At 63.4% G+C, this 17,935-nt stretch carries 14 protein-coding genes, 1 tRNA gene and 2 pseudogenes; 6 read left to right on the forward strand and 11 right to left on the reverse strand.

Annotated elements, in window-relative coordinates:
* Positions 1–238: 238 nt before the first annotated feature.
* Entirely contained in the window at positions 239–3,469 is a 3,231-nt protein-coding gene (locus tag DWV00_RS25035) for an ATP-binding protein (protein WP_115536328.1), read from the forward strand.
* Between the two features lie 125 nt (positions 3,470–3,594).
* On the opposite strand, the gene DWV00_RS25040 is transcribed toward DWV00_RS25035, so the two are convergent.
* The gene (locus tag DWV00_RS25040) at positions 3,595–4,506 is read right to left on the reverse strand and encodes a LysR family transcriptional regulator (protein WP_115536510.1); all 912 of its coding nucleotides are present in this window, start codon (positions 4,504–4,506) and stop codon (positions 3,595–3,597) included.
* A 105-nt stretch (positions 4,507–4,611) separates the two neighbouring features.
* Between DWV00_RS25040 and DWV00_RS25045 the strand changes: the two genes are divergently transcribed.
* Positions 4,612–5,700 (forward strand): zinc-binding dehydrogenase, encoded by a 1,089-nt coding sequence (locus tag DWV00_RS25045; protein WP_115536329.1) that lies wholly within the window; start codon positions 4,612–4,614, stop codon positions 5,698–5,700.
* A gap of 53 nt (positions 5,701–5,753) precedes the next feature.
* Here DWV00_RS25045 and DWV00_RS25050 read toward each other — a convergent pair.
* Positions 5,754–6,974: pseudogene (locus DWV00_RS25050) on the reverse strand (multidrug effflux MFS transporter); the annotation flags it as partial.
* 85 nt (positions 6,975–7,059) lie between these two features.
* Here DWV00_RS25050 and DWV00_RS25055 point away from each other — a divergent pair.
* Positions 7,060–7,977, forward strand: a complete 918-nt coding sequence (locus DWV00_RS25055; RefSeq protein WP_115536330.1) for a LysR substrate-binding domain-containing protein — start codon at positions 7,060–7,062, stop codon at positions 7,975–7,977.
* A gap of 39 nt (positions 7,978–8,016) precedes the next feature.
* Positions 8,017–8,169 (forward strand): annotated as a pseudogene (locus tag DWV00_RS34705) (spore coat protein U domain-containing protein); the annotation flags it as partial.
* A 58-nt stretch (positions 8,170–8,227) separates the two neighbouring features.
* On the opposite strand, the gene DWV00_RS25060 reads toward DWV00_RS34705, so the two are convergent.
* Complete coding sequence (locus DWV00_RS25060; protein ID WP_115536331.1) at positions 8,228–8,521, reverse strand: response regulator transcription factor; 294 nt, start codon at positions 8,519–8,521, stop codon at positions 8,228–8,230.
* A 464-nt stretch (positions 8,522–8,985) separates the two neighbouring features.
* Between DWV00_RS25060 and DWV00_RS25065 the strand changes: the two genes are divergently transcribed.
* Both DWV00_RS25065 and DWV00_RS25070 read left to right on the forward strand, forming a co-directional pair.
* Entirely contained in the window at positions 8,986–9,624 is a 639-nt protein-coding gene (locus DWV00_RS25065) for an FMN-dependent NADH-azoreductase (RefSeq protein WP_115536511.1), read from the forward strand.
* Positions 9,625–9,710: 86 nt separating this feature from the next.
* Positions 9,711–10,166: a carboxymuconolactone decarboxylase family protein gene (locus DWV00_RS25070; RefSeq protein WP_115536332.1), complete on the forward strand. Its 456-nt coding sequence runs from the start codon at positions 9,711–9,713 to the stop codon at positions 10,164–10,166.
* Between the two features lie 117 nt (positions 10,167–10,283).
* On the opposite strand, the gene DWV00_RS25075 is transcribed toward DWV00_RS25070, so the two are convergent.
* The 8 genes from DWV00_RS25075 to tolR all read right to left on the reverse strand — a co-directional run bounded on the left by DWV00_RS25075 (position 10,284) and on the right by tolR (position 17,929).
* Positions 10,284–12,548, reverse strand: a complete 2,265-nt coding sequence (locus tag DWV00_RS25075; protein WP_115536333.1) for a multicopper oxidase family protein — start codon at positions 12,546–12,548, stop codon at positions 10,284–10,286.
* 251 nt (positions 12,549–12,799) lie between these two features.
* Positions 12,800–13,318 carry a hypothetical protein gene (locus DWV00_RS25080; RefSeq protein WP_115536334.1) on the reverse strand — a complete coding sequence of 173 codons (519 nt, stop codon included), beginning with the start codon at positions 13,316–13,318 and terminating at the stop codon, positions 12,800–12,802.
* 289 nt (positions 13,319–13,607) lie between these two features.
* A tRNA-Lys gene (locus DWV00_RS25085) sits at positions 13,608–13,683 on the reverse strand.
* A 64-nt stretch (positions 13,684–13,747) separates the two neighbouring features.
* Positions 13,748–14,497, reverse strand: coding sequence for a tol-pal system protein YbgF (gene ybgF, locus DWV00_RS25090; protein ID WP_115536335.1), 750 nt, complete (start codon positions 14,495–14,497; stop codon positions 13,748–13,750).
* A gap of 22 nt (positions 14,498–14,519) precedes the next feature.
* Positions 14,520–15,023: a peptidoglycan-associated lipoprotein Pal gene (pal, locus tag DWV00_RS25095; RefSeq protein ID WP_115536336.1), complete on the reverse strand. Its 504-nt coding sequence runs from the start codon at positions 15,021–15,023 to the stop codon at positions 14,520–14,522.
* 19 nt (positions 15,024–15,042) lie between these two features.
* Positions 15,043–16,335, reverse strand: a complete 1,293-nt coding sequence (gene tolB, locus DWV00_RS25100) for a Tol-Pal system beta propeller repeat protein TolB (RefSeq protein ID WP_115536337.1) — start codon at positions 16,333–16,335, stop codon at positions 15,043–15,045.
* Between the two features lie 110 nt (positions 16,336–16,445).
* Positions 16,446–17,483: a cell envelope integrity protein TolA gene (gene tolA / locus DWV00_RS25105; protein ID WP_115536338.1), complete on the reverse strand. Its 1,038-nt coding sequence runs from the start codon at positions 17,481–17,483 to the stop codon at positions 16,446–16,448.
* Positions 17,480–17,929: a protein TolR gene (tolR, locus tag DWV00_RS25110; RefSeq protein ID WP_115536339.1), complete on the reverse strand. Its 450-nt coding sequence runs from the start codon at positions 17,927–17,929 to the stop codon at positions 17,480–17,482. The genes tolA and tolR overlap by 4 nt, the downstream gene beginning before the upstream one ends.
* Between the last annotated feature and the right edge of the window lie 6 nt (positions 17,930–17,935).

The following is a 17,935-nucleotide window of genomic DNA, read 5'->3' on the forward strand; positions in this document are numbered from 1 at the left end:
TTCACGGCCCTCGGTGGCCTAACTGGAACAGCAAGGCCAGTCTAAAAGCGCGGGGAATCGTCAGCAGTATCAGTTCGGTATCAGCTTGGTATCAGCTCGGCCCGAGGGCCGTTCGCGCAGCGTCCGGGCCCCGTCTTCGTGACGGCGATGCACGAAGCTGCGGCAGTACAATGGCGAGTCGTTCGCGATACGCATCGGACGGCTCAACCGTTGCGCTTCCTTTCATTTTTATTCGGCAATGCGCGAAACCGCTGTCACCGTCCACGACGGTCGTGTACTGCTCGATCCCGGCGTGCTCAAGACTCTGCGTAAAACACAGGGCCTCAGCCAGGAAACGCTCGCCTATGCTTGTCTGGATCGGCGTTTATGCGTTTCGGTTGCGTCGATCAAGCGGGCTGAGACGGGCAAGCCGGTGCTTTACCGGACGGCTCGTCATTTGGCGAGCATGTTCGGTGTCGAGATCGACATCTTGATCGGCAAGATTGGCGCGACGGCCGGTCAAAATGCGAAGCGTGCGGAATTGTCCCAGCCGGTGGAGCAACACGCAGGTTTTGCACAGGAAGACGTGATTCGCTATGGGGTGATCTTGCAATTCGCCCCTCTCGCGCGAATACCCATTCTGCAAATATCCGCATTGATCCGTCAGTTCGGTGGAGAGCCGCGTTACGACACCTGCATGACCGCGTGCTTCGGCATGCCGCAAGCCTTCGGTAGCGATAGCCGGCGCGCGCTGCTTTGTGCGATGGCGCTGGTGCGCGCTCTATGGGTGGATGCGCGCCAACCGATCGTGCTCGAGTTGCAGCGCTGGGGCGAGCCGGTCCGGAATCCTCCGGCGCGCGAGCCGCTCGGCAATGAGTCGAGCGAGCCGGTGGTGTACGTCGCTCGATCGCTCGTGGAGCAGTTATCTGCTTGGTTCGAATTCGGCGAGGCCGAATCGGCGTCGTCGCCCTACCGGATCTGCCTGCGGGTTCGAGAGCCGGGCGAGACGGCATTTAGAGGTCTGGCCGGAAGATCGATTGAAGTGCTGCAGTTCCGTGCCGTGCTCGATGCCGTGCTTGAGTGTCAGGACGGCCATGTGATCTACGTCCGCGGCATGGCGGGCATCGGCAAAACGCGCCTGCTCGAAAGCTTCCGAGTGATGGCACGAGACGAAGGATTCGTTTGCCACGACGGCGAATTCCATGACTTCGACGTCGACAACGGTTCGCTCTTGTTGACGCATTTGGTATTGAGCCTGGCGGGCTTGCCGATCGGCGCCGAGCAACGCGCTGCGAGCCACTCGCCGATGGCAGCCGCAGCGTTGCGCAACGAGAAGCTGCCGGCGGAATCGCTCGTTTTCCTCCAGGCGTTGCTGGGTGTGGCACTGGACGACGAGGTGCAGCGCGCACGCTATGCTGCGATGAGCGATCGGGAGCGCCGCGACGGGTTGCAGTTGGCGATTTGCGATTTGATGCTGAGGCAGGCGATTCGGCAGCCTCTCCTGATCGGCATCGAGGATCTCCATTGGGGCGACCTTCAAACGCTTGCGCTGCTGGGCCGGCTCATGGCGGCGACAAGCGATGCGCCGATCGTTTGGCTGCTGACCTCGCGCCAAGAGGGCGATCCGCTCGATGCGACGCTGCGGCCGAACTTTCCCGCCGCGCTGAGCGTGCTCGATCTTGCGCCGCTTCGGCCGCGCGAGGCCGTGTCGCTGGCGGCGCAGTTTGCCGACGTCGATCCCACCTACCGCGACGCCTGCATCGAGCGTGCGCAAGGCCATCCGCTCTATCTGACGCAGTTGTTGGCCAACCGCGAAAGCGAATTTCCCGATAGCCTGCGCCACCTCGTCCAGACGCGCATCGACCGATTGCCGCAGCCGTCGAGTAACGCGCTGCGTTATGCCGCCGTGTTCGGCCACCGGTTCGAGCTTGCATCGCTGCGCCGTGTGCTAGGCGACATCGCCTACGTGCCGGAGCACGAGGTTCGGCAGATGATGGTCAAGGAGATCGATGCCGACACCTATGCCTTCGTGCACGACCTCGTCATGCAATGCGTATACGAGAGCATACCCCCCGGAGCGCGTCAGGGACTTCATCGCGCGGTGGCCGCGATATACGCGGACACCGACTTGGCATTGCATGCTCAACATCTGGCGAGAGCGGGGGATGCGCAAGCGTGCCCTGCGCTGTTGGCGGCCATGCGCGAAAAGCTCGCCGACTATCGCTACACGCAGGCATTGGAGTTGAGCAATCTGTGCGAGGGTTTCGCGGCGCAAGCGGACGAACGTCATCAACTCGCTTTGCTGCGAGGGCGGGCTTGCGCGGGCCTGGGGCGGATGAGCGAGGCGTGCGACGGGTTTCAGGCTGCGCTGGATCTCGCTTCCTCGCCCGAGGCACGCATCGAGGCCGTGCTGCTGCTCGCTCCTGTCCTCAACGCGCTCGATCGTCTGGCAGACGAAGAGCGGCTGATCGAAGCGACGTTGCCGCTCGCGCGTGCGATCGCGGCGAATGTCGAAGTGGCGCGCTTGCTACAGCTACGCGGCAACATTCATTTTCCGCAGGGCGATTACCTGCTGTGCCGGCAATTGCATCGGGAGGCGCTGCGCCATGCAAGGCAGGCTCGGCATGCGCAGAGTGAAGCGCAAGCGCTCAGCGGTATCGGAGATTCGTACTACGCCCAGGGACGCATGGGGCGGGCTTATGCCATCTACGACCGGTGCCTTCGGCGCTGCGAAGCGGACGGCGCGGCCCATCTTGCCGCAGGGAACCTAGCCGCGCGGGCTTCGACGGCAGCCTACCTGGGTCTGCGCGAACAAGCTTTGCGCGACAGCGAAGACGCCGTTGCGCGTGCCGCCCGCATCGGTAATAGCCGCGCCGAAGTTTTCGCTCGTCTCACTGCCGTGTGGGCATTGAGCGACAGCGGGCAAGACGCCCAAGCGCAAGAAGCGGTGGAGCATGCGCTCGCACTCGCGCGGAGAATCGGCACGAGCCGCTTCGAGGCAATGTTGTTGGAGGCATCGGCAAGATTGGCGCTGCGGCGCGGCGACCGGCCGCTGGCTTGGGAATGGGTTACGCAGGCGGCGGTTTTGGTCGATCAGTTGCAACTGCAGCGCTACGTGGGGGCGTGGGTGCAAGGCAGCATCGCGCTGATCGCGCCGGAACCGGCGTTGCGCGATCGAGCGCTTGCCAAAGGCGAGGAGCTTCTGACGCAACGTTGCCTGGCGCATAACGCACTGCGTTTCCATCTTGCGGCGGCCGAACTTGCGTTGCTGGACAAACAGCCCGAGCAAGCTGTGTTGCACGCGCAACGGCTACGAGCACTGGCTCAGCGAGAGCCTTACGCGTGGATCGATCACCATGCGGATCTGATCGAGCAGGGCTCGCGCTGGCTTCAGACCGGATCGGCCGACATGTTGCGGGGCGTGGCGGGACTTCGGCAAGAAGGCTTCGCTGCGACGATGGCGACGTGGATTTCGACATTACCGTTTTGATGGCGTGCACCGTGGTGTATGCGAGCGGTCGGGTGCGCAACGCCCGGCAATGACATGACGTTCTATCATGCTATGCGGCCCGTCACCGCTGGACGCCACGCACGCAGTTGGCGCTATCCCGTCGCTCAGTTTCCCGCCATATCTACGAGTGTCTCCCTCAGCCAAACACTCGCCGGATCGAGCTGACTGCGCGGATGCCAGGCGGCGAACATCGTGAAGCCGCGCGCTTCGAACGGCAGGTCGAAGATGTCGAGCGTATCGCGGTAACGTGCTGCGAGGCGAGACGGCATCGTCGAGACATACTCGGTAAGCGCGACGAGTTCCGGTACGAGGGTGAAGTGCTGAACCGACAGCGCGACGCGCCGCGCCCGCCCGAGTGCTTGCAGATGTTCGTCCATGAAGCCGAAAAAACTCCCGCCGCTCGTCGACACGAGCACGTGATCGAGCGCGCAATAAGCATCGAGATCAGGCGGCGCGACCCCACGCGGGTGCCCCTTGCGCTGAACGAACACGAAGCGTTCGTCATAGAGCTTGCGCGCCTTGGCCCATGCCGGGACCATCCGCTCCGAACCGATCAGCAGATCGCGTTCTCCACGCTCGAAGCGCTCGACACTCGTCGACTGCTCGGCCGCCACGAACGCTAGCTGAACGTTCGGTCCCGCCCGCGTCGCCCACGACTGCATCAACCTGAACCCCAGCACCGCCACCGCTTGATCGCTGCCGGCGATCGTGAAGCGGCGCGTATCGGCGAACGGGTCGAACGAAGGCTGCTGGCGCACGACCGCCTCAAGCTGCGTAAGTGCGGCTTTGAGCGGAGCCATGAGTTCGGTCCCACGCACGCTGCGCGCCATCCCGCGGCCGCTCGGCGCCGGGATCAGCAGCGGATCGCCGAAGATCTGCCGCAGCCGCGCCAACTGCGTGGAGACGGCCGGCTGCGTCAGATGCAGCCGCTCGGCCGCTCGCGTCACATTCGATTCCTCGAGCAACGCGTCGAGCGAAACGAGCAGGTTGAGGTCGATCCCTCTGAGATCAATCATATTGATGGGTCGAATTTTGATAATTGATTTCAAGAATACGTCGGCCATCTCTACAGTTCAATCATCCGATCTCGATCGGTTCTCGAACTCAAGGAGGTAACGACGATGAAAGCCTGGATGCTCGACCAACCCGGCAAGCCCTTGGCGCTGCGTGACGAACCCGTGCCGCAGCCGCGCCGTGGCGCTGTCCTAGTGCGCATGGAAGCCGTGCCGCTGCTCAGCTATACACGTGCCTACCTCGAAGGCAAGCTGCCGTACGCCTTCCCGCCCGGACCGTTTTCGCCGGGAACGAACGGCGTCGGCTGCATCGAGGCGGTGGGCGAAGGGGTGTTCGGTTTCCGGCAAGGGCAGCGCGTAGCCGTGAACCCCTACTGGCGCGCCGACGAAACGGTGGCCGAGCCCGAACAAGTCTTGATCGGCCTGACCGGCATCAGTGCCGGCAGCGCACCGCTGCTCGCCGATTTCCCGCACGGCACGCTGCGCGAATTGGCGGAGTTTCCGGCATCGACGCTCGTGGCGCTCGACGGGCTCGACGCTGTGCCGTCCAAGCGGCTAGCCGCGCTCGGCAAGTTCTCCGTCCCGTTCGGCGGCTTGCGGCGCGGGCGGTTGGCCGCCGGCGAGACGGTTGCCGTCAACGGGGCGACGGGCTACTTCGGTTCGGCCGCGGTGCTCGCCGCGCTGGCGCTCGGGGCGAGCCGCGTGGTCGCGCTGGGCCGTCGGGCGCAAGCGCTGGCTCCGCTCGTCGAACTCGGCCGTGGCCGCGTGAAAGCCGTCGTGTTGACCGGCGATGCGGCCACCGACATCGCGGCAATTCGCGAAGCAGCGGGCGGCGGTGTCGACCTGGCGTTCGACATGGTGGGACACGCGACGGATCCGAACGCGACGCTCGCCGCGCTGCGCAGCTTGCGCCGCAACGGCCGGCTCGTGCTGATGGGCAGCATGGAAGTGGCGTTGCCGATCCCCTATCAGGAGATGCTGCTGAACAACTGGGAGCTGCTTGGCAACTTCATGTACACGCGTGCCGACTATCTGGCGCTCGTCACACTCGTCGCGTCGGGGCAGTTGTCGCTAGACGGTGTCGACGTCGCGGCGTACGCGTTCGCACAACTCGAGACGGCGATCGATGCGGCTGGGGCGGCCCAGGGCCTGCAGTGCACGGTCGTCACGGCCGAGGGCGAGCGTAGTTGGGGCTGAGCGAAAGGCATCCGCGACCCGCGCAGCAAGACGGGGAACGCGAGACATCCGATCGCCGCTACGACGGTAACGAATCCTGCAAGCGCCGCGACGGTGCCGGGCAGGGCGGCGACGAGATAAATCGCCAACGATCCCGCGATCATGTGCATCGCGCCCATGAGCCCCGATGCGGCGCCGGCGTTATCAGGAAAGCTCGTGACACCGCCGGCGAACGAGAGCGGCAGAATAAAGCCGTTCGCGAGCGTGACGATCGAGATCGCGAGAATCATCGGCAGCGGCGTCGTGCTGCCGAGCCCACCGGCGAGCAGCAGGCATACCGCACCGGCCGCGAGAATCGCGAACCCCACGCCGATCAGCCGGTCGATGCCGTACGTCTTCGCGAAGCGGCGCGAGGTCAGATTGCCGACGATGTACGTCACCGACAGGCTCATGTAGCAGTAGCTGATCGCCTTCGTCGACAACCCCATGTTCACGAGAATCACCGGCGAAGCGGCGAGGTACCCGAGATAGACCGCATAGCCTACGCACAGGTTGAGCGCGTACGACCAGAAGCGCGGCTTGGCGAGCAGCATCGGATAGCTGAGAAACGTGCGAGCGACGTTGCTGTGACGCGCGGACTTCGGCACCGTCTCCGGAATATAGACGGCGAGCAACAGCGCGGCGACGATACCGAGCGCGGCCGTGAACAGGAACGGTGCGCGCCACGATACGTAGGTCGTGATGTAGCCGCCGACGAGCGGCGAGAGCGCCGGAGACGCGCCGACGATCGGCATGATCGTCGTGAACGTGTGGGCAGCCTTCTTCGCGTCGAAGATGTCGCTGACGATCGCGCGGCCGATCACCATGCCGCCGCCCGCGCCGAGCGCTTGGATGGCGCGCGCGAGCCCGAATGTCTCGACGTTCGGCGCCAGTGCGCAGCCTATCGATGCAACGGCATAGAGCAGCATGCCGCCGATCACGAGCCGCCGCCGCCCATAGGCATCGGAAAGCGGGCCGTAGAGCGCTTGAGCCAGCGCAAGGCCGATGATGTAGACGCTGAACGTGTGCTGCAGCGCCGAGATCGGCGTGCCGAAGGCATGGGCCGCGAGCGGCATGCCGGGCAGGTTGATGTCCGAGGCGACGAGCCCGCTCGCACTGAGCAGCACGAGCGTCACTAGCAGTACGCTTTGGGGAATGGCGATTCGAGGCTGGTTCATGAGTTGTTCCTTTTTTGGCGGCCCATCTTCGAGCGACGGTCGGCTGCTAGGCCTTGGCGTCTTCGGGGCCGGATGCATCGATCACAGGAACAAAGCTTATTGACTGGATATAATGCCGTCCAAGACTTAATGCATCAGAGTTGATGCGAAAAAGGACATAACCATGGAGCTGCAGCAACTGAGGTACTTCGTGGCGGTGGCGGAGACCGAGCACGTGGCGCGTGCCGCCGAGCGGTTGCATATTTCGCAGTCGCCGCTCTCGCGGCAGATCCGTCAACTCGAGGATCAACTCGGACTGCAGCTGTTCGAGCGCATCAAGCAGCGCGTCCGTCTGACGCCGGCCGGGCACGACTTTCTCGACCAAGCGCGCGATCTGCTGAATCAGGCGGAGCGCGTCGAGGAGCGGGCGCGACAAGTGGGCCGGGGCGAGGCTTGCTCGGTGTCGATCGGCTATTGCGAAGGCATCGTCCACAACGGGTGGCTGCCGGCTGCGCTACGGCACTTTCGTGCGACGCATCCGCGCGTGAAGCTGAAGCTGGCCGCGATGCGCTCGGGCGAGCAGATCGATGCGCTCGAGCGTTCGTTGATCGACATCGCGTTCGTCTACAACTTGCCGAAGCCGAGCGAGTCGCTCACGAGCCGTTTGCTCACGAGCGAGTCGTTCGTAATCGCGCTGCCGGACGATCACCCATTGGCCGCGAAAACTGAAATCGCGCCGAACGATCTCGATGGCATGCCGTGGGTCGCATTGCCAAAGTCGATCAATCCCGCCGCGCGCGAGCGCTTTCTCGCGGCGTGCGCGGCATCTGGATTCACACCGGATATCCAGTTCGAAGTGCCCAATATCTCGACCACGCTCGGGCTCGTCAGTGCGCGGCTGGGCGTGGCTATCATGCAGGCGAGCATGCAGCGCATGAGTCCGCCCGGTGTCGTCTTCAGGCGCATCGATTGGCTGCCGCTCGTCGTGGAGATTCATCTGCTGTGGCGCACCCGGGCGCAAACGGCGGGCGTGCATCACTTCATGAAAGCCATCGAAGAGACAGAGGGCATCGCGGCGCAAGCGCTCGCAGCGATCGCGTAGGCGTCTCGTTCAAGTCGCGAGCTTCGATAAAAAAACCACTTATGGGGTGACGGCACCGGCGGCGCGACGATGGAAACCGGCACGGGCACAGGAAACGCGTCCGCGATTACCGTTTAAGGGCAGGTCCCGGCGCAGCCGACGCCGGCGCCGGGCAGCGATAGCGACACGATCACCGCGACGATTAGCTTTTGAATCTCGGCTTCGGAGTCGTGCGGTGCGCGGATCCGCGCCGGACATGACGCAACGCGCCTCACCGCTTGATCAGATTATGCGAATACGCCAACGCCACCGCATGGCTGCGGCTGGATGCGCTTAATTTCGAGCGAATGTTCGCGACGTGGAATTTGACCGTGCGCTCGCTGATTCCGAGAATCGCGGCAATCTCCCAATTCGTTTTACCTTCCTTCAACCAATCCAAGACCATGAATTCGCGATCGGTCAGCGGCGTGAAGGCGGCCGGTGGTTCATTCGCCATTTCGACGTGAATATCGGCGTCGCGCGGGGGAAACGAGACTCCGCGGTACGGCTCGTTGGAATTGCTCATCACTCCTCCGGTTGCTGGCACTCAAGCACGCTTTCGGCACGCGTGGCGGGTGGCCCGTCGATAGGGCACACGTCGAATATTCATATGAAACGCTGGAGCGCTCTCAGGCTCGCGCGCCGAATCGTCGTTCGGCAATCGGCTTATGGGAATCCGGAGGCGGGCATCGCCCGACCGTGGACCGAACCCCCCGGCTGAGCCGATGCCAATGCCTAACGGCATACGGTAAACAGCATATAGCGGCGGACCCCGCCAATGCCATCGGCAAGTTCACATGCAGGATATGCGTGATTGCCGATGCTCCTCAGCCTGCGCAGGCGTGGGCGGCAGGGGGTCAAAACACTGCTCCAAAGGACAGGTGCCTGCCTCATGCCCCTTCGCTTAAGCTTGCGGCGCATTCGGCGGCGTCGACGCGACGCCGTCTTCCTATTCCACGGATGTTCCACCGATCCACGGAGACCGACCTCGTGAACCACATCCTGCATATCGAGTGCAGCCCGCGCGGCGCCGCATCGTTCAGCAGCCAAGTCGCTCGACATGCCGTGCAGGCATTGCTGCGCGAGCACCCCAACGCCCGCGTGATCGAGCGCAGCCTCGGCGACGAGCCGCCGCCGCACATGAGCCTCGGCTTCATCGGCGCGGCGTTCACCGAGCCGCATGCCCGCACCGAGGCGCAGCGCGGCCTCCTCGCGTATTCCGAAGCCCTGATCGCCGAACTCGATGCGGCCGACGTCGTCGTGATCGGCACGCCGATGCACAACTACACCGCGCCGTCGTCGCTGAAGGCTTGGATCGACTATGTCGTTCGGGTTGGGCGCACGTTCAACGTCACGCCGCAAGGCAAGGTCGGCTTGTTGGGGGATCGCCCGGTGCTGGTGGCAATCGCCTCGGGCGGATTCTTCAGCGAAGGCGAGCGGGTGCGGCAGCCCGATTACCTCACGGGCTACCTACGGGCGGTGTTCGCGACGATCGGGATACGCAACGTCGAGTTCGTCACCGTCGAAGGCATGGGACGCGACCGCGAACGTGAAGCGGCAATGCTCGAGCGGGCACGCCATTGGATCGATGCGAACGTCGGGCGTTTGGCGCGGACGCAGGCCGCTTGAGGTGCCCGGTGTGAAGTACGGATTAAGCACGTACGTGCGTGATCCGCGGATGAAGCTGTTCAACCCTTTCTTAGGAATTTCCCCGTATGCCAGAACGCATTTCGTTTGGACAATTGCCGGCCAAACTGCTCGAGGTCGTGATCGACGTCGAGCAGTATGTGAACAGCGTCGGCTTCGACGTGAAGCTCGTCGAATTGGTCCGTGCGCGCGTCTCGCAGCTGAACGGCTGCGCATATTGCCTCGACCGTCACATCAAGGAAGGGATTCATGCGGGCGAAGATCCGCTGCGCTACAACCTGTTGCCGGTATGGCACGAGACGCCGCATTTCTATAGCCCGAAAGAGCAGGCTGCGCTGCGCTGGGCCGAAGCGCTCACGTTGATCAGCGAGAACGAAATCGGCGACGAACTCGTCAAGGCCACCTACGAGCACTTCGACCGGAACGAGTTGGCGAACTTGACGATGATCGTCGCGCAGATCAACACGTGGAACCGGCTCGCGAAGCCGTTCGCCTGGGAAGCCGGGGTGTTTCAAGCGGGTTGATACCTTGGCCGTGCGGCGGCGCCAGCGAAAGCGAGAGCGGTCTGCCCCGATGCCCGGACGATGACCGCCTTCGACTCATCGCAGCGGACCGTATCGTATCGATCCGCCGCGCCGCTGCTACTTCGTCACGATCGTTTCGACGTTGCCGGCGCCGCAGATCGGCGCCGTGAACGCCAGTTGCGTCGGGCGCTGCCTGCCATAGCGCAACGCGTCCACGAACGCATCGACGTCCGCCTTGGCTCGGGCGAGCGGCGTGGCAATGCGCGAGATCAGCGCGGTTGTCGGCGTGACGATTTGGACGTTGCCCATCATTCCCGCATCCTCATGGTCGAGGATGTGACAGTGCATGACGAATTCGCCCGTGAAATCCTTGTACTGCGTGCGCATGACGACCGTATAGCCGGGCTTGACGAAGATCGTGTCGACGAATGCATCGTGCAGCGCGCAGTACTCCTGATCGCCCGTGGCGATTTCCGCGGCTGTGCAATGGCCGCTCGAATCGTAGATCGAGACGCCGTGCGGATCGAGGATGTCGACGATCTCGAACGGATTCACGTGAATGTGAAACACGTGGCCGCCGGTGGCGCCGGCCGTGATGTGCCATTCGTCCGTCGTGCCGAGCACGCCGGTGTAGTCGATCCGCGAAGGATCGTAGGACTGCCCGTTCATCGTGAACTGGGCCGCGCCATTCGCGAAGCCGATATTCATCAGCATCGGCACTTGTTTGTTGATCGGCCCGACCAGCGGCTTGTGCGGCGCATAGGCCTGCGTGTCGAGCATGCGCAGATTCGCCAGGACGTCGGGCGGCAGGTCGCGATTCGCGTCTACGAGGCTATTGCGCACATATTGCCAGTACTTCGAATGGCCGAGGCCGTCGGGCGCGTAGTCGGGGATGTCGTTGCCCGGGCCGACACGCACGAAGGCGAGCAAGCGCCGGTCTTTTACCTTGCTCGCGCCGGGGCGGTAGGCAATCGTCGTGGAGGCGTCGGCGCCTTCGTCGAGCATGCAATACAGGCCCGGCTTCGGAAACGCCGTCAGCACGTCGCGGCGATAGCCGGGATCGAGCGTGGTGACATCCTGCTCGACCATCGCGTTGCGCGTTAGGCCATCATCGGCGATATCGATCTGCTTCACGACTTCGCCGCTGCACAGCTGCTCGAGCGTCGTCAGGCGTTGCGTTCGGCTGTGCTGGCCGGCTAGGAGGGCGTTCGCCGCGTCGGTCGCGGCATCGACGTCTTGCGCGCTGAGCGCGGCCGAGTTGCCACGGCCCAGTGCGGCAAGGTTCGCTTGGACGACTTTCAGGTTGATCGTGTCGCGATCGCCGCCGTGGACGAGGCGCCACCGCTGGATCTGGCCGGCGGGCAGGAAGCCGCTGGCGGATGGAAAGAGCGGCTGCACGACGCCGTTGATCTGGGTGTAGCGGCCAGAGACTTCCCACGTCGAATTGTGCTCGCCGGCATGGCCCGGGCGCGGATCGGCGATGAAGTTCAACTGGTTCGTGTAGTTGCGTATTTCGCCAACGCTGCCGGTTGGGCAAATCCACTGAAAAGTCGTGGGATCGGCAAGCGGTGCCGTGGCCTGAGCATTGGCGAAACAGCCGTACTCGATTTGTTGAAACAGGAAGACGTGCTCGGGGAACGCCACGCCTCGGCGATCGTGAAGGATCGTATCGATGTCGGCCATGCCGCCGTTGGCCACGCGACGCGCCGCAGTGCGGTGGCCGCGGACGATCAGCACGCCCTCCATGCCGCTCGCGGCATCGATGGCTACCGAGCCGTGATGGTGAGCGTGATACCAGAAGGTCCCGGCCGGGTGATCGGCCGGGATTTGATAGACGTAGTTGGCCGAGCCGCCCGGCGGGACGCTGATGAACACATTGTCGCTATTGCCCGACGGCGAGACGTGCATCCCGTGCGTGTGCAGATTGATCGTGTTGAAGCAATGAGGCGAGTCGTGGGCGGCATTGGGCGGACACGTTGTGGCCGATTCGGGCGGCAGCTTATTGTTGAGCCGCACCTTGAGCGTTTGTCCCGGATCGACGTTGATCGTCGGGCCCGTCGGGCAGCCGTCGTAGGCGCGGAGCTTGACTTGATCGTAGGCGTTCGTCGACGGATTGTAGATGCTGTAGGACGAGTAGCCGGCATCGAGCGTGATCGTATGGGAGGCGTCGGCGACGTAGCCGGGGCCGCTGCAGCGGGCGGGGATGCTGGGCACTTGCGTGCCGCGCGTGAGCGGCTGTGCGACACCGGGGGCGGCGGCGCCTGAGGTGTCCTCCAAATCGACGAACGAACGCGCCGAGCCGGGTGCCGCGAATGCAAGCGTGCAAAGCGATAAGGACGCACAAGCCGCCACCGCGGCGATTAACCGAGTGAATAACCGCATGAATACGCTCCGCGAGGCAATTTATTGTGGAGTTTTGTAGTGCAAGCGCGGCGTGCGGGGATTGCGATCACCGCCGATCGCTTGGCTGGAAGGCTAGCAATCGGGCGATCGAAAAAAATTGGATGTACCTAAAAGGAATATTTATTGTCCGAAAAGGGCGTTTTTATTTGGGCGGGGAGGGCGGGCAGATGAAGAAAACCCGCCTGATGGCGGGCGGGCGGGCAGTGCGGTGCGGTTTGGCGCGGTGCCGTTCAGGGGAAGTAGAGCTTGACGAGGGCGATGCCTACGCCAAGCAGGCCGGCCCCCTCGATCATCGGCAGCCACCGAGTTTGAAGATTTAGCTTGCGCGTCTCTGCTCTCAGCTTCGCTTTTTCGGCATAGTGCTTTGATTTTTCTGCATCCGCTCTCGATTTTTCCGCGTCGGCCATCAATTTTTCGACATCGGCTCTCGATTTCTCGATGTCTACCATCAGCTTTTCGACGTCTGCTCTCGATCGCTCGGCGTCTGCCCTCGATTTTTCGGCGATCGGCAGCCAGCGAGTTTGGAGATTCAGCTTGCGTCTTTCGGCGTTCAGCTTTGCCTTTTCTGCGTCCAGCTTTGATTTCTCAATGTCCAGCTTCGACGTTTCGGAGTCGAGCTTTAGCTTTTCAGCCTCCGCCTTCAACTTTTCGGCGATGAGCTTCGTGGTTTCCACTTGCAGCCGTTGTATGTCGGCGTTAAGCCTGGCGATCTCAGGGTCGGCCATCGGCCTGTCTATCGTGCTTTCCATGTCTGTCCTCTCGAAATGGGCGGCGCGCGCGGCGATACCTCTTGGGCGTCATGCTCAGCCCCGTGGATGCCGACAACGGCGGACAACTAGTCCGGCAACTCCGGCAGTTTGGTCCATGCGCGGGCGACACAAGCGAGGAACGTCGTTTTTTCAGACGAAGTGCCGTTAGGAGGAGACCGCTTCGATGTGTGAGGAGGGGAGGCAGCGCGTGCTGCCTGCACGCGCTCGAACAGCGCCGTAAACGGACAAAGGGTTACAGCCCAGAAGCGCTGTAACCCTTTGAATTTCTTGGTAGGCCGTACGGGATTCGAACCTGTGACCAACGGATTAAAAGTCCGCTGCTCTACCAGCTGAGCTAACGACCCAAAGAGGCGAAATTATAGCTGCCTCAGCAGGGCCCGTCAACCTCGAGCCCCTTGGCCTCGCTCGCTACTTCGTCTGCGCGAGCTTTTGCTGCGCCGTCTGCGCCACGTCCGAGCCGCTGTACTGCGAAACGATCTCTTGCAACGTCCTGCGAGCCGCGGCCTTTTGGCCCTGCTCGAGTTGGTTGTTCGCGATCGCCAGCAGCGCTTCGGGCGCACGCGGGTGCTGCGGATAGTTCTTCACGATGCCTTGCCAAATGGCCGTCGAACCCTTGTAGTCGTGCAGCGCGTACAGCGCGTTGCCCAGCCAATACTGCGCGGTCGGCTGGTAGGGGCTCTGCGGATATTTGGCGATGAAGCTGCGGAATGCCGCCGCCGCACCTTTGAAATCGCCGCTGCGGAACTGCTGCGATGCCGCGTTGAACGCATCCGTTTCACCGGGCTGCACCGTGCCTTGGACCCCGTCGACCGTTTCAGACTGCGGCTCCAGCTTCTTGAGCCGCCCGTCCAGATCGGTGTAGGAATCCTTTTGCTGCTTCTGCAAGGTGGTGACCTGGTTGGCCAGATCCTCGTTTTGCCCCCGCAGCGTCGCGATCTGCTGGTTGAGCTGATCGAGGCGCCCCTGTTGATCGATCAAGGAGCGCTGAGCCGCCGACAGTTGACTCGTGAGGTTATCCGTCTTCGCGCGCAAGTCGAGGATCGCTTGGCGTGCCTGATCGTCGTCGAAGATACCGGCGTGTGCCGGCCCCGCGACGAGCGCCGAGGCTGCCACGCATGCGGCTGCGGTACCGTGCAGCCAGGAGAAACGGTGCGTCATACGCGTTGTCACCCGTTACGAATTACTGATAGATGATATCCGCGCGGCGGTTTTGCGCCCACGAGGCTTCATCGTGACCTTGCGCCATCGGCTTTTCCTTGCCCAGGCTCACGGCTTCCATTTGCGATGCCGGCACGCCGTCGGCTTCGAGCGCTTGCAGAACGGCTTGCGCACGCTTTTGGCCCAGCGCGAGGTTGTACTCGGCCGTGCCGCGCTCATCCGTGTTGCCTTGGATCAGGATGTGGCGTTGCGGATGGCTTTGCAGGTATTGCGCGTGCGCTTGCAGCAGCGACGTGTATTGGCTCGACACGTCGTACTTGTCGAAGTCGAAGTACACGCTGCGCTTGGCCAGCGGGCTGTTCGGGTTGTTCAGCTCGTCAACCGTGACCGGCGCGACTGCGTTCGGGTTCGGCTGCGTGCTGACCGCGCCTTGCGTCGGGTTTTGGTTCAGCTTCGTGCCCGAGTGGCAAGCCGCCAACGCACCGACCATCGCCACGGCACATGCGATACGAAGTTTGGACATCATTTTTTACTCTCCTTGTGTGTCATTGCATAAAGGGACCCCAAGACGGCTCGGTCACGGTGCCGCCCCGAACGGACAGGATTTGCCGCGTCCGACCATCGGTCGAAACAGCGGCCAACACGCCACGGCCGTTCACCTGAGTGGCGTAAAGGATGTACTGACCATTCGCCGCGAAGCTCGGCGATTCGTCATGTGTCGTGTCGGTCAGCGCCGTAGCGACGCCGGTCTGCAGGTCCTGGATGTACAGCTTGAATTCCCCGCCGACGCGCGAAATATAGGCGAGCTCCTTGCCGTCGGGGCTCACGCGCGGGCTCGTATTGTAGTTGCCCGTGAACGTCACGCGCTGCGCGCCGCCGGCGCTTTCGCCTTGCGCGGGCATCTTGTAGATCTGCGGCTGGCCGCCCCGGTCGCTCGTGAAGTAGATCGACTGGCCGTCGGGCGAATAGAACGGCTCGGTATCGATCGACGTGCTGTGCGACAGGCGACGCAGGCCCGTGCCGTTCGCATTGACGGCGTAGATCTGCGTATTGCCCGTCAGCGTCAGTGCGACCGCGACCGTCCGGCCGTCCGGCGACCAGCTAGGCGCGCTGTTGCTGCCCTTCTGATCGGAGATGATCACGCGGCGCCCCGTGGGCAGATCGTGGATGTAGACGATCGGCTTGCGCTTTTCGAACGAGACGTACGCGACCTTCGTGCCGTCGGGCGACCAGGCCGGCGAGATGATCGGCTCGGGGCTCGACAGGGCGACGTGCGCATCCTGGCCGTCCGAATCGGAAATCTGCAGCTGATAGCGGTTGCCGACCTTGACGACGTACGACAGCCGCGTCGCGAACACGCCGCGCGTGCCGAGCAGCTTTTGATAGATGTAGTCGGAGATCTTGTGCGCGGTCAGCCGTAAGCTGTCCTGAGGCGTCGTGAAAGACAGGCCGCCCAGGCTTTGCCCCTTGACCGTGTCGTACAGCCTGAACCGAATGTCGTATTGGCCGTTGGCATTGCGCTGAACGCTGCCCGCGACGAACGCGTTGGCGCCCTTGGCCTTCCAGGCGCCCAAATCGACGGAATCGGTTTCGGAGACGGGCGTCGAACCCGCATCGACGATCGAGAACTTGCCGCTGCGCTGCAAGTCCTGGCGCACGATCTCGCTGATGGACTGCGGTGCGTTCGTTTCGCCCGCGAAGTTGGCCGTTGCGATCGGGTACTGCGTGGAGCCGACGCCCGTGACGAGAACGTTCAGTTGCGCGTGTGCCGCGCCTGCGGCCGCGATCAGGCACGACGCAAACAATGTTCTCAAGCCTAGCTTCGTCATCAAACTCATGCTGGAAATCCCATAAAACGAAAAAATGGCACGACAGCAAAGAGACTACGTAGTGCAGGAATCGTTCCTGACGGGGTCGGATTCGTCGAGTCTTGCATCTAGGCTCCCGGTCAGCCGCCCGGCTTGAGCGTGATCGTGAATGTCGTCGGCGGCGGTTTCCCGTTGTCGAGCGGCATCGGATTCGATGCGTTCACGGCGTTCAGCGCTGCCTGATCCCATTGATCGTTGCCGCTGGCCTTTTGGATCGTGGCCGACAGCAACCGTCCGTCGGGCGCGCAGCGAACCGCGACGATCGTCTCGAGCCCTTCGGTCGCGCCAGGCCAGGTGACGTGTCGCAGCACGAGCCGGCGGACCTTGTCGGCATAGCCGGGGGAGGTGGACGTGCCGCCGGAGCCGCTACCCGTGCCGCTCTTCGCGAGACCGTTGCCGCCTTCGGTTTGGCCTGCCATGCCTTGCAATTGGGCGAGCCGCGCGCGCCGCTCTTGCTCGAGCTGCTGCTTCTGCTTGGCCTGCTGCTGAGCGAGCGCTTTCGCCTTCGCGGCTTTTTCCGCCGCGGCCTTCTGCTCTTCGGCCTTTTGCTGGGCCTGCTCCTGCTGCTGTTTCAACTGCGCTTGCTTTTGCTGTTCCTGCTGCTTTTGCTGGGCTTGCTTCTGCTGTTCTTGCTGTTGCTCGCGCAACTTCTCGGCTTGGGCCTGCTGCTGCTTGAGCTTGTCGGCCGCGGCTTTTTGCGCGGCAAGCTGCGCCGCCTGCTGGCGAGCGAGGGCTTCCTGACGTTTGGCTTGCTCCTGCTGCTGCTCTTGCAGCGCCTGCTGACGCTGCTGCTCGGCCAGCTGGGCAGCGCGCTGCGCTTCCTGCTCTTTACGCTTCTTTTCCTGCAAAGCGATGTCAGCTTGTTCCTGGTCGACGGGCGGCGGCGGCTGCACACGCACGGGCGGAGCCGGGGGCGGGGGCTGCGTCGTCGGCGGCGGTGGCGTGACGTCAGTCCAAAGCTCGGCCTCGGCGCCGGCCGGCGTGCTGTTCTGCCAGTGGATGCCGTGATAGAGGAACAGCCCGAGCAGCACGTGCATTACGACCGCGAGGGCAAAAGCGCGCCAAGTACCGCGCTCGCGAGGCGGTTGAAGCGGGTAGACGGACTTCGTGCGATTCATTGCGATTTGACGAGCAGGCCCACGCGCTTGACGCCGCGCGCCTTCAAGTCGGACATCACTTTCATGACCGAGTCGTATTGCACGGTCTTATCGGCGGCGATCACGACCGGTTGATCCGGATGCGACGCTTCCCGCTCCGTGACGAAGGCGTCCAGATCGGCGCGCGTCATTTGCTGCTCTTGGGAGCCGCCCGAATCGTCCTTGTAGCGCACGCTCATCTTGCCGTCGGCGCGAATGTTGACGACGACGGGGGGCGTTTGCTGCTGGGGCGCCGCACCGCCGACCGTGGGCAGATTCACGATCGAGGGGGCGACGAGCGGCGCCGTCACCATGAAGATGACGAGCAGAACCAGCATGACGTCGATGTACGGGACGACGTTGATGTCGGCCATCGCGCGGCGCGAGCGGCCGCCGCGCATGCTGGATCGGTTGGTGGAGCCGGCCATCGCGTA

The organism is Trinickia dinghuensis (assembly GCF_003367175.1).
Lineage (GTDB): Bacteria > Pseudomonadota > Gammaproteobacteria > Burkholderiales > Burkholderiaceae > Trinickia > Trinickia dinghuensis.

Excerpts from the sequence above, each read along its gene's own strand:
- DWV00_RS25070 (WP_115536332.1), top strand. The coding sequence starts at position 9,711 with ATGCCAGAACGCATTTCGTTTGGACAATTGCCGGCCAAACTGCTCGAG.
- pal (WP_115536336.1), bottom strand. The coding sequence starts at position 15,023 with ATGATGTCCAAACTTCGTATCGCATGTGCCGTGGCGATGGTCGGTGCG.
- DWV00_RS25060 (WP_115536331.1), bottom strand. The coding sequence starts at position 8,521 with ATGAGCAATTCCAACGAGCCGTACCGCGGAGTCTCGTTTCCCCCGCGC.
- DWV00_RS25045 (WP_115536329.1), top strand. The coding sequence starts at position 4,612 with ATGAAAGCCTGGATGCTCGACCAACCCGGCAAGCCCTTGGCGCTGCGT.
- DWV00_RS25040 (WP_115536510.1), bottom strand. The coding sequence starts at position 4,506 with ATGATTGATCTCAGAGGGATCGACCTCAACCTGCTCGTTTCGCTCGAC.
- tolR (WP_115536339.1), bottom strand. The coding sequence starts at position 17,929 with ATGGCCGGCTCCACCAACCGATCCAGCATGCGCGGCGGCCGCTCGCGC.
- DWV00_RS25075 (WP_115536333.1), bottom strand. The coding sequence starts at position 12,548 with ATGCGGTTATTCACTCGGTTAATCGCCGCGGTGGCGGCTTGTGCGTCC.
- DWV00_RS25080 (WP_115536334.1), bottom strand. The coding sequence starts at position 13,318 with ATGGAAAGCACGATAGACAGGCCGATGGCCGACCCTGAGATCGCCAGG.
- DWV00_RS25055 (WP_115536330.1), top strand. The coding sequence starts at position 7,060 with ATGGAGCTGCAGCAACTGAGGTACTTCGTGGCGGTGGCGGAGACCGAG.
- tolB (WP_115536337.1), bottom strand. The coding sequence starts at position 16,335 with ATGAGTTTGATGACGAAGCTAGGCTTGAGAACATTGTTTGCGTCGTGC.
- DWV00_RS25035 (WP_115536328.1), top strand. The coding sequence starts at position 239 with ATGCGCGAAACCGCTGTCACCGTCCACGACGGTCGTGTACTGCTCGAT.
- tolA (WP_115536338.1), bottom strand. The coding sequence starts at position 17,483 with ATGAATCGCACGAAGTCCGTCTACCCGCTTCAACCGCCTCGCGAGCGC.
- ybgF (WP_115536335.1), bottom strand. The coding sequence starts at position 14,497 with ATGACGCACCGTTTCTCCTGGCTGCACGGTACCGCAGCCGCATGCGTG.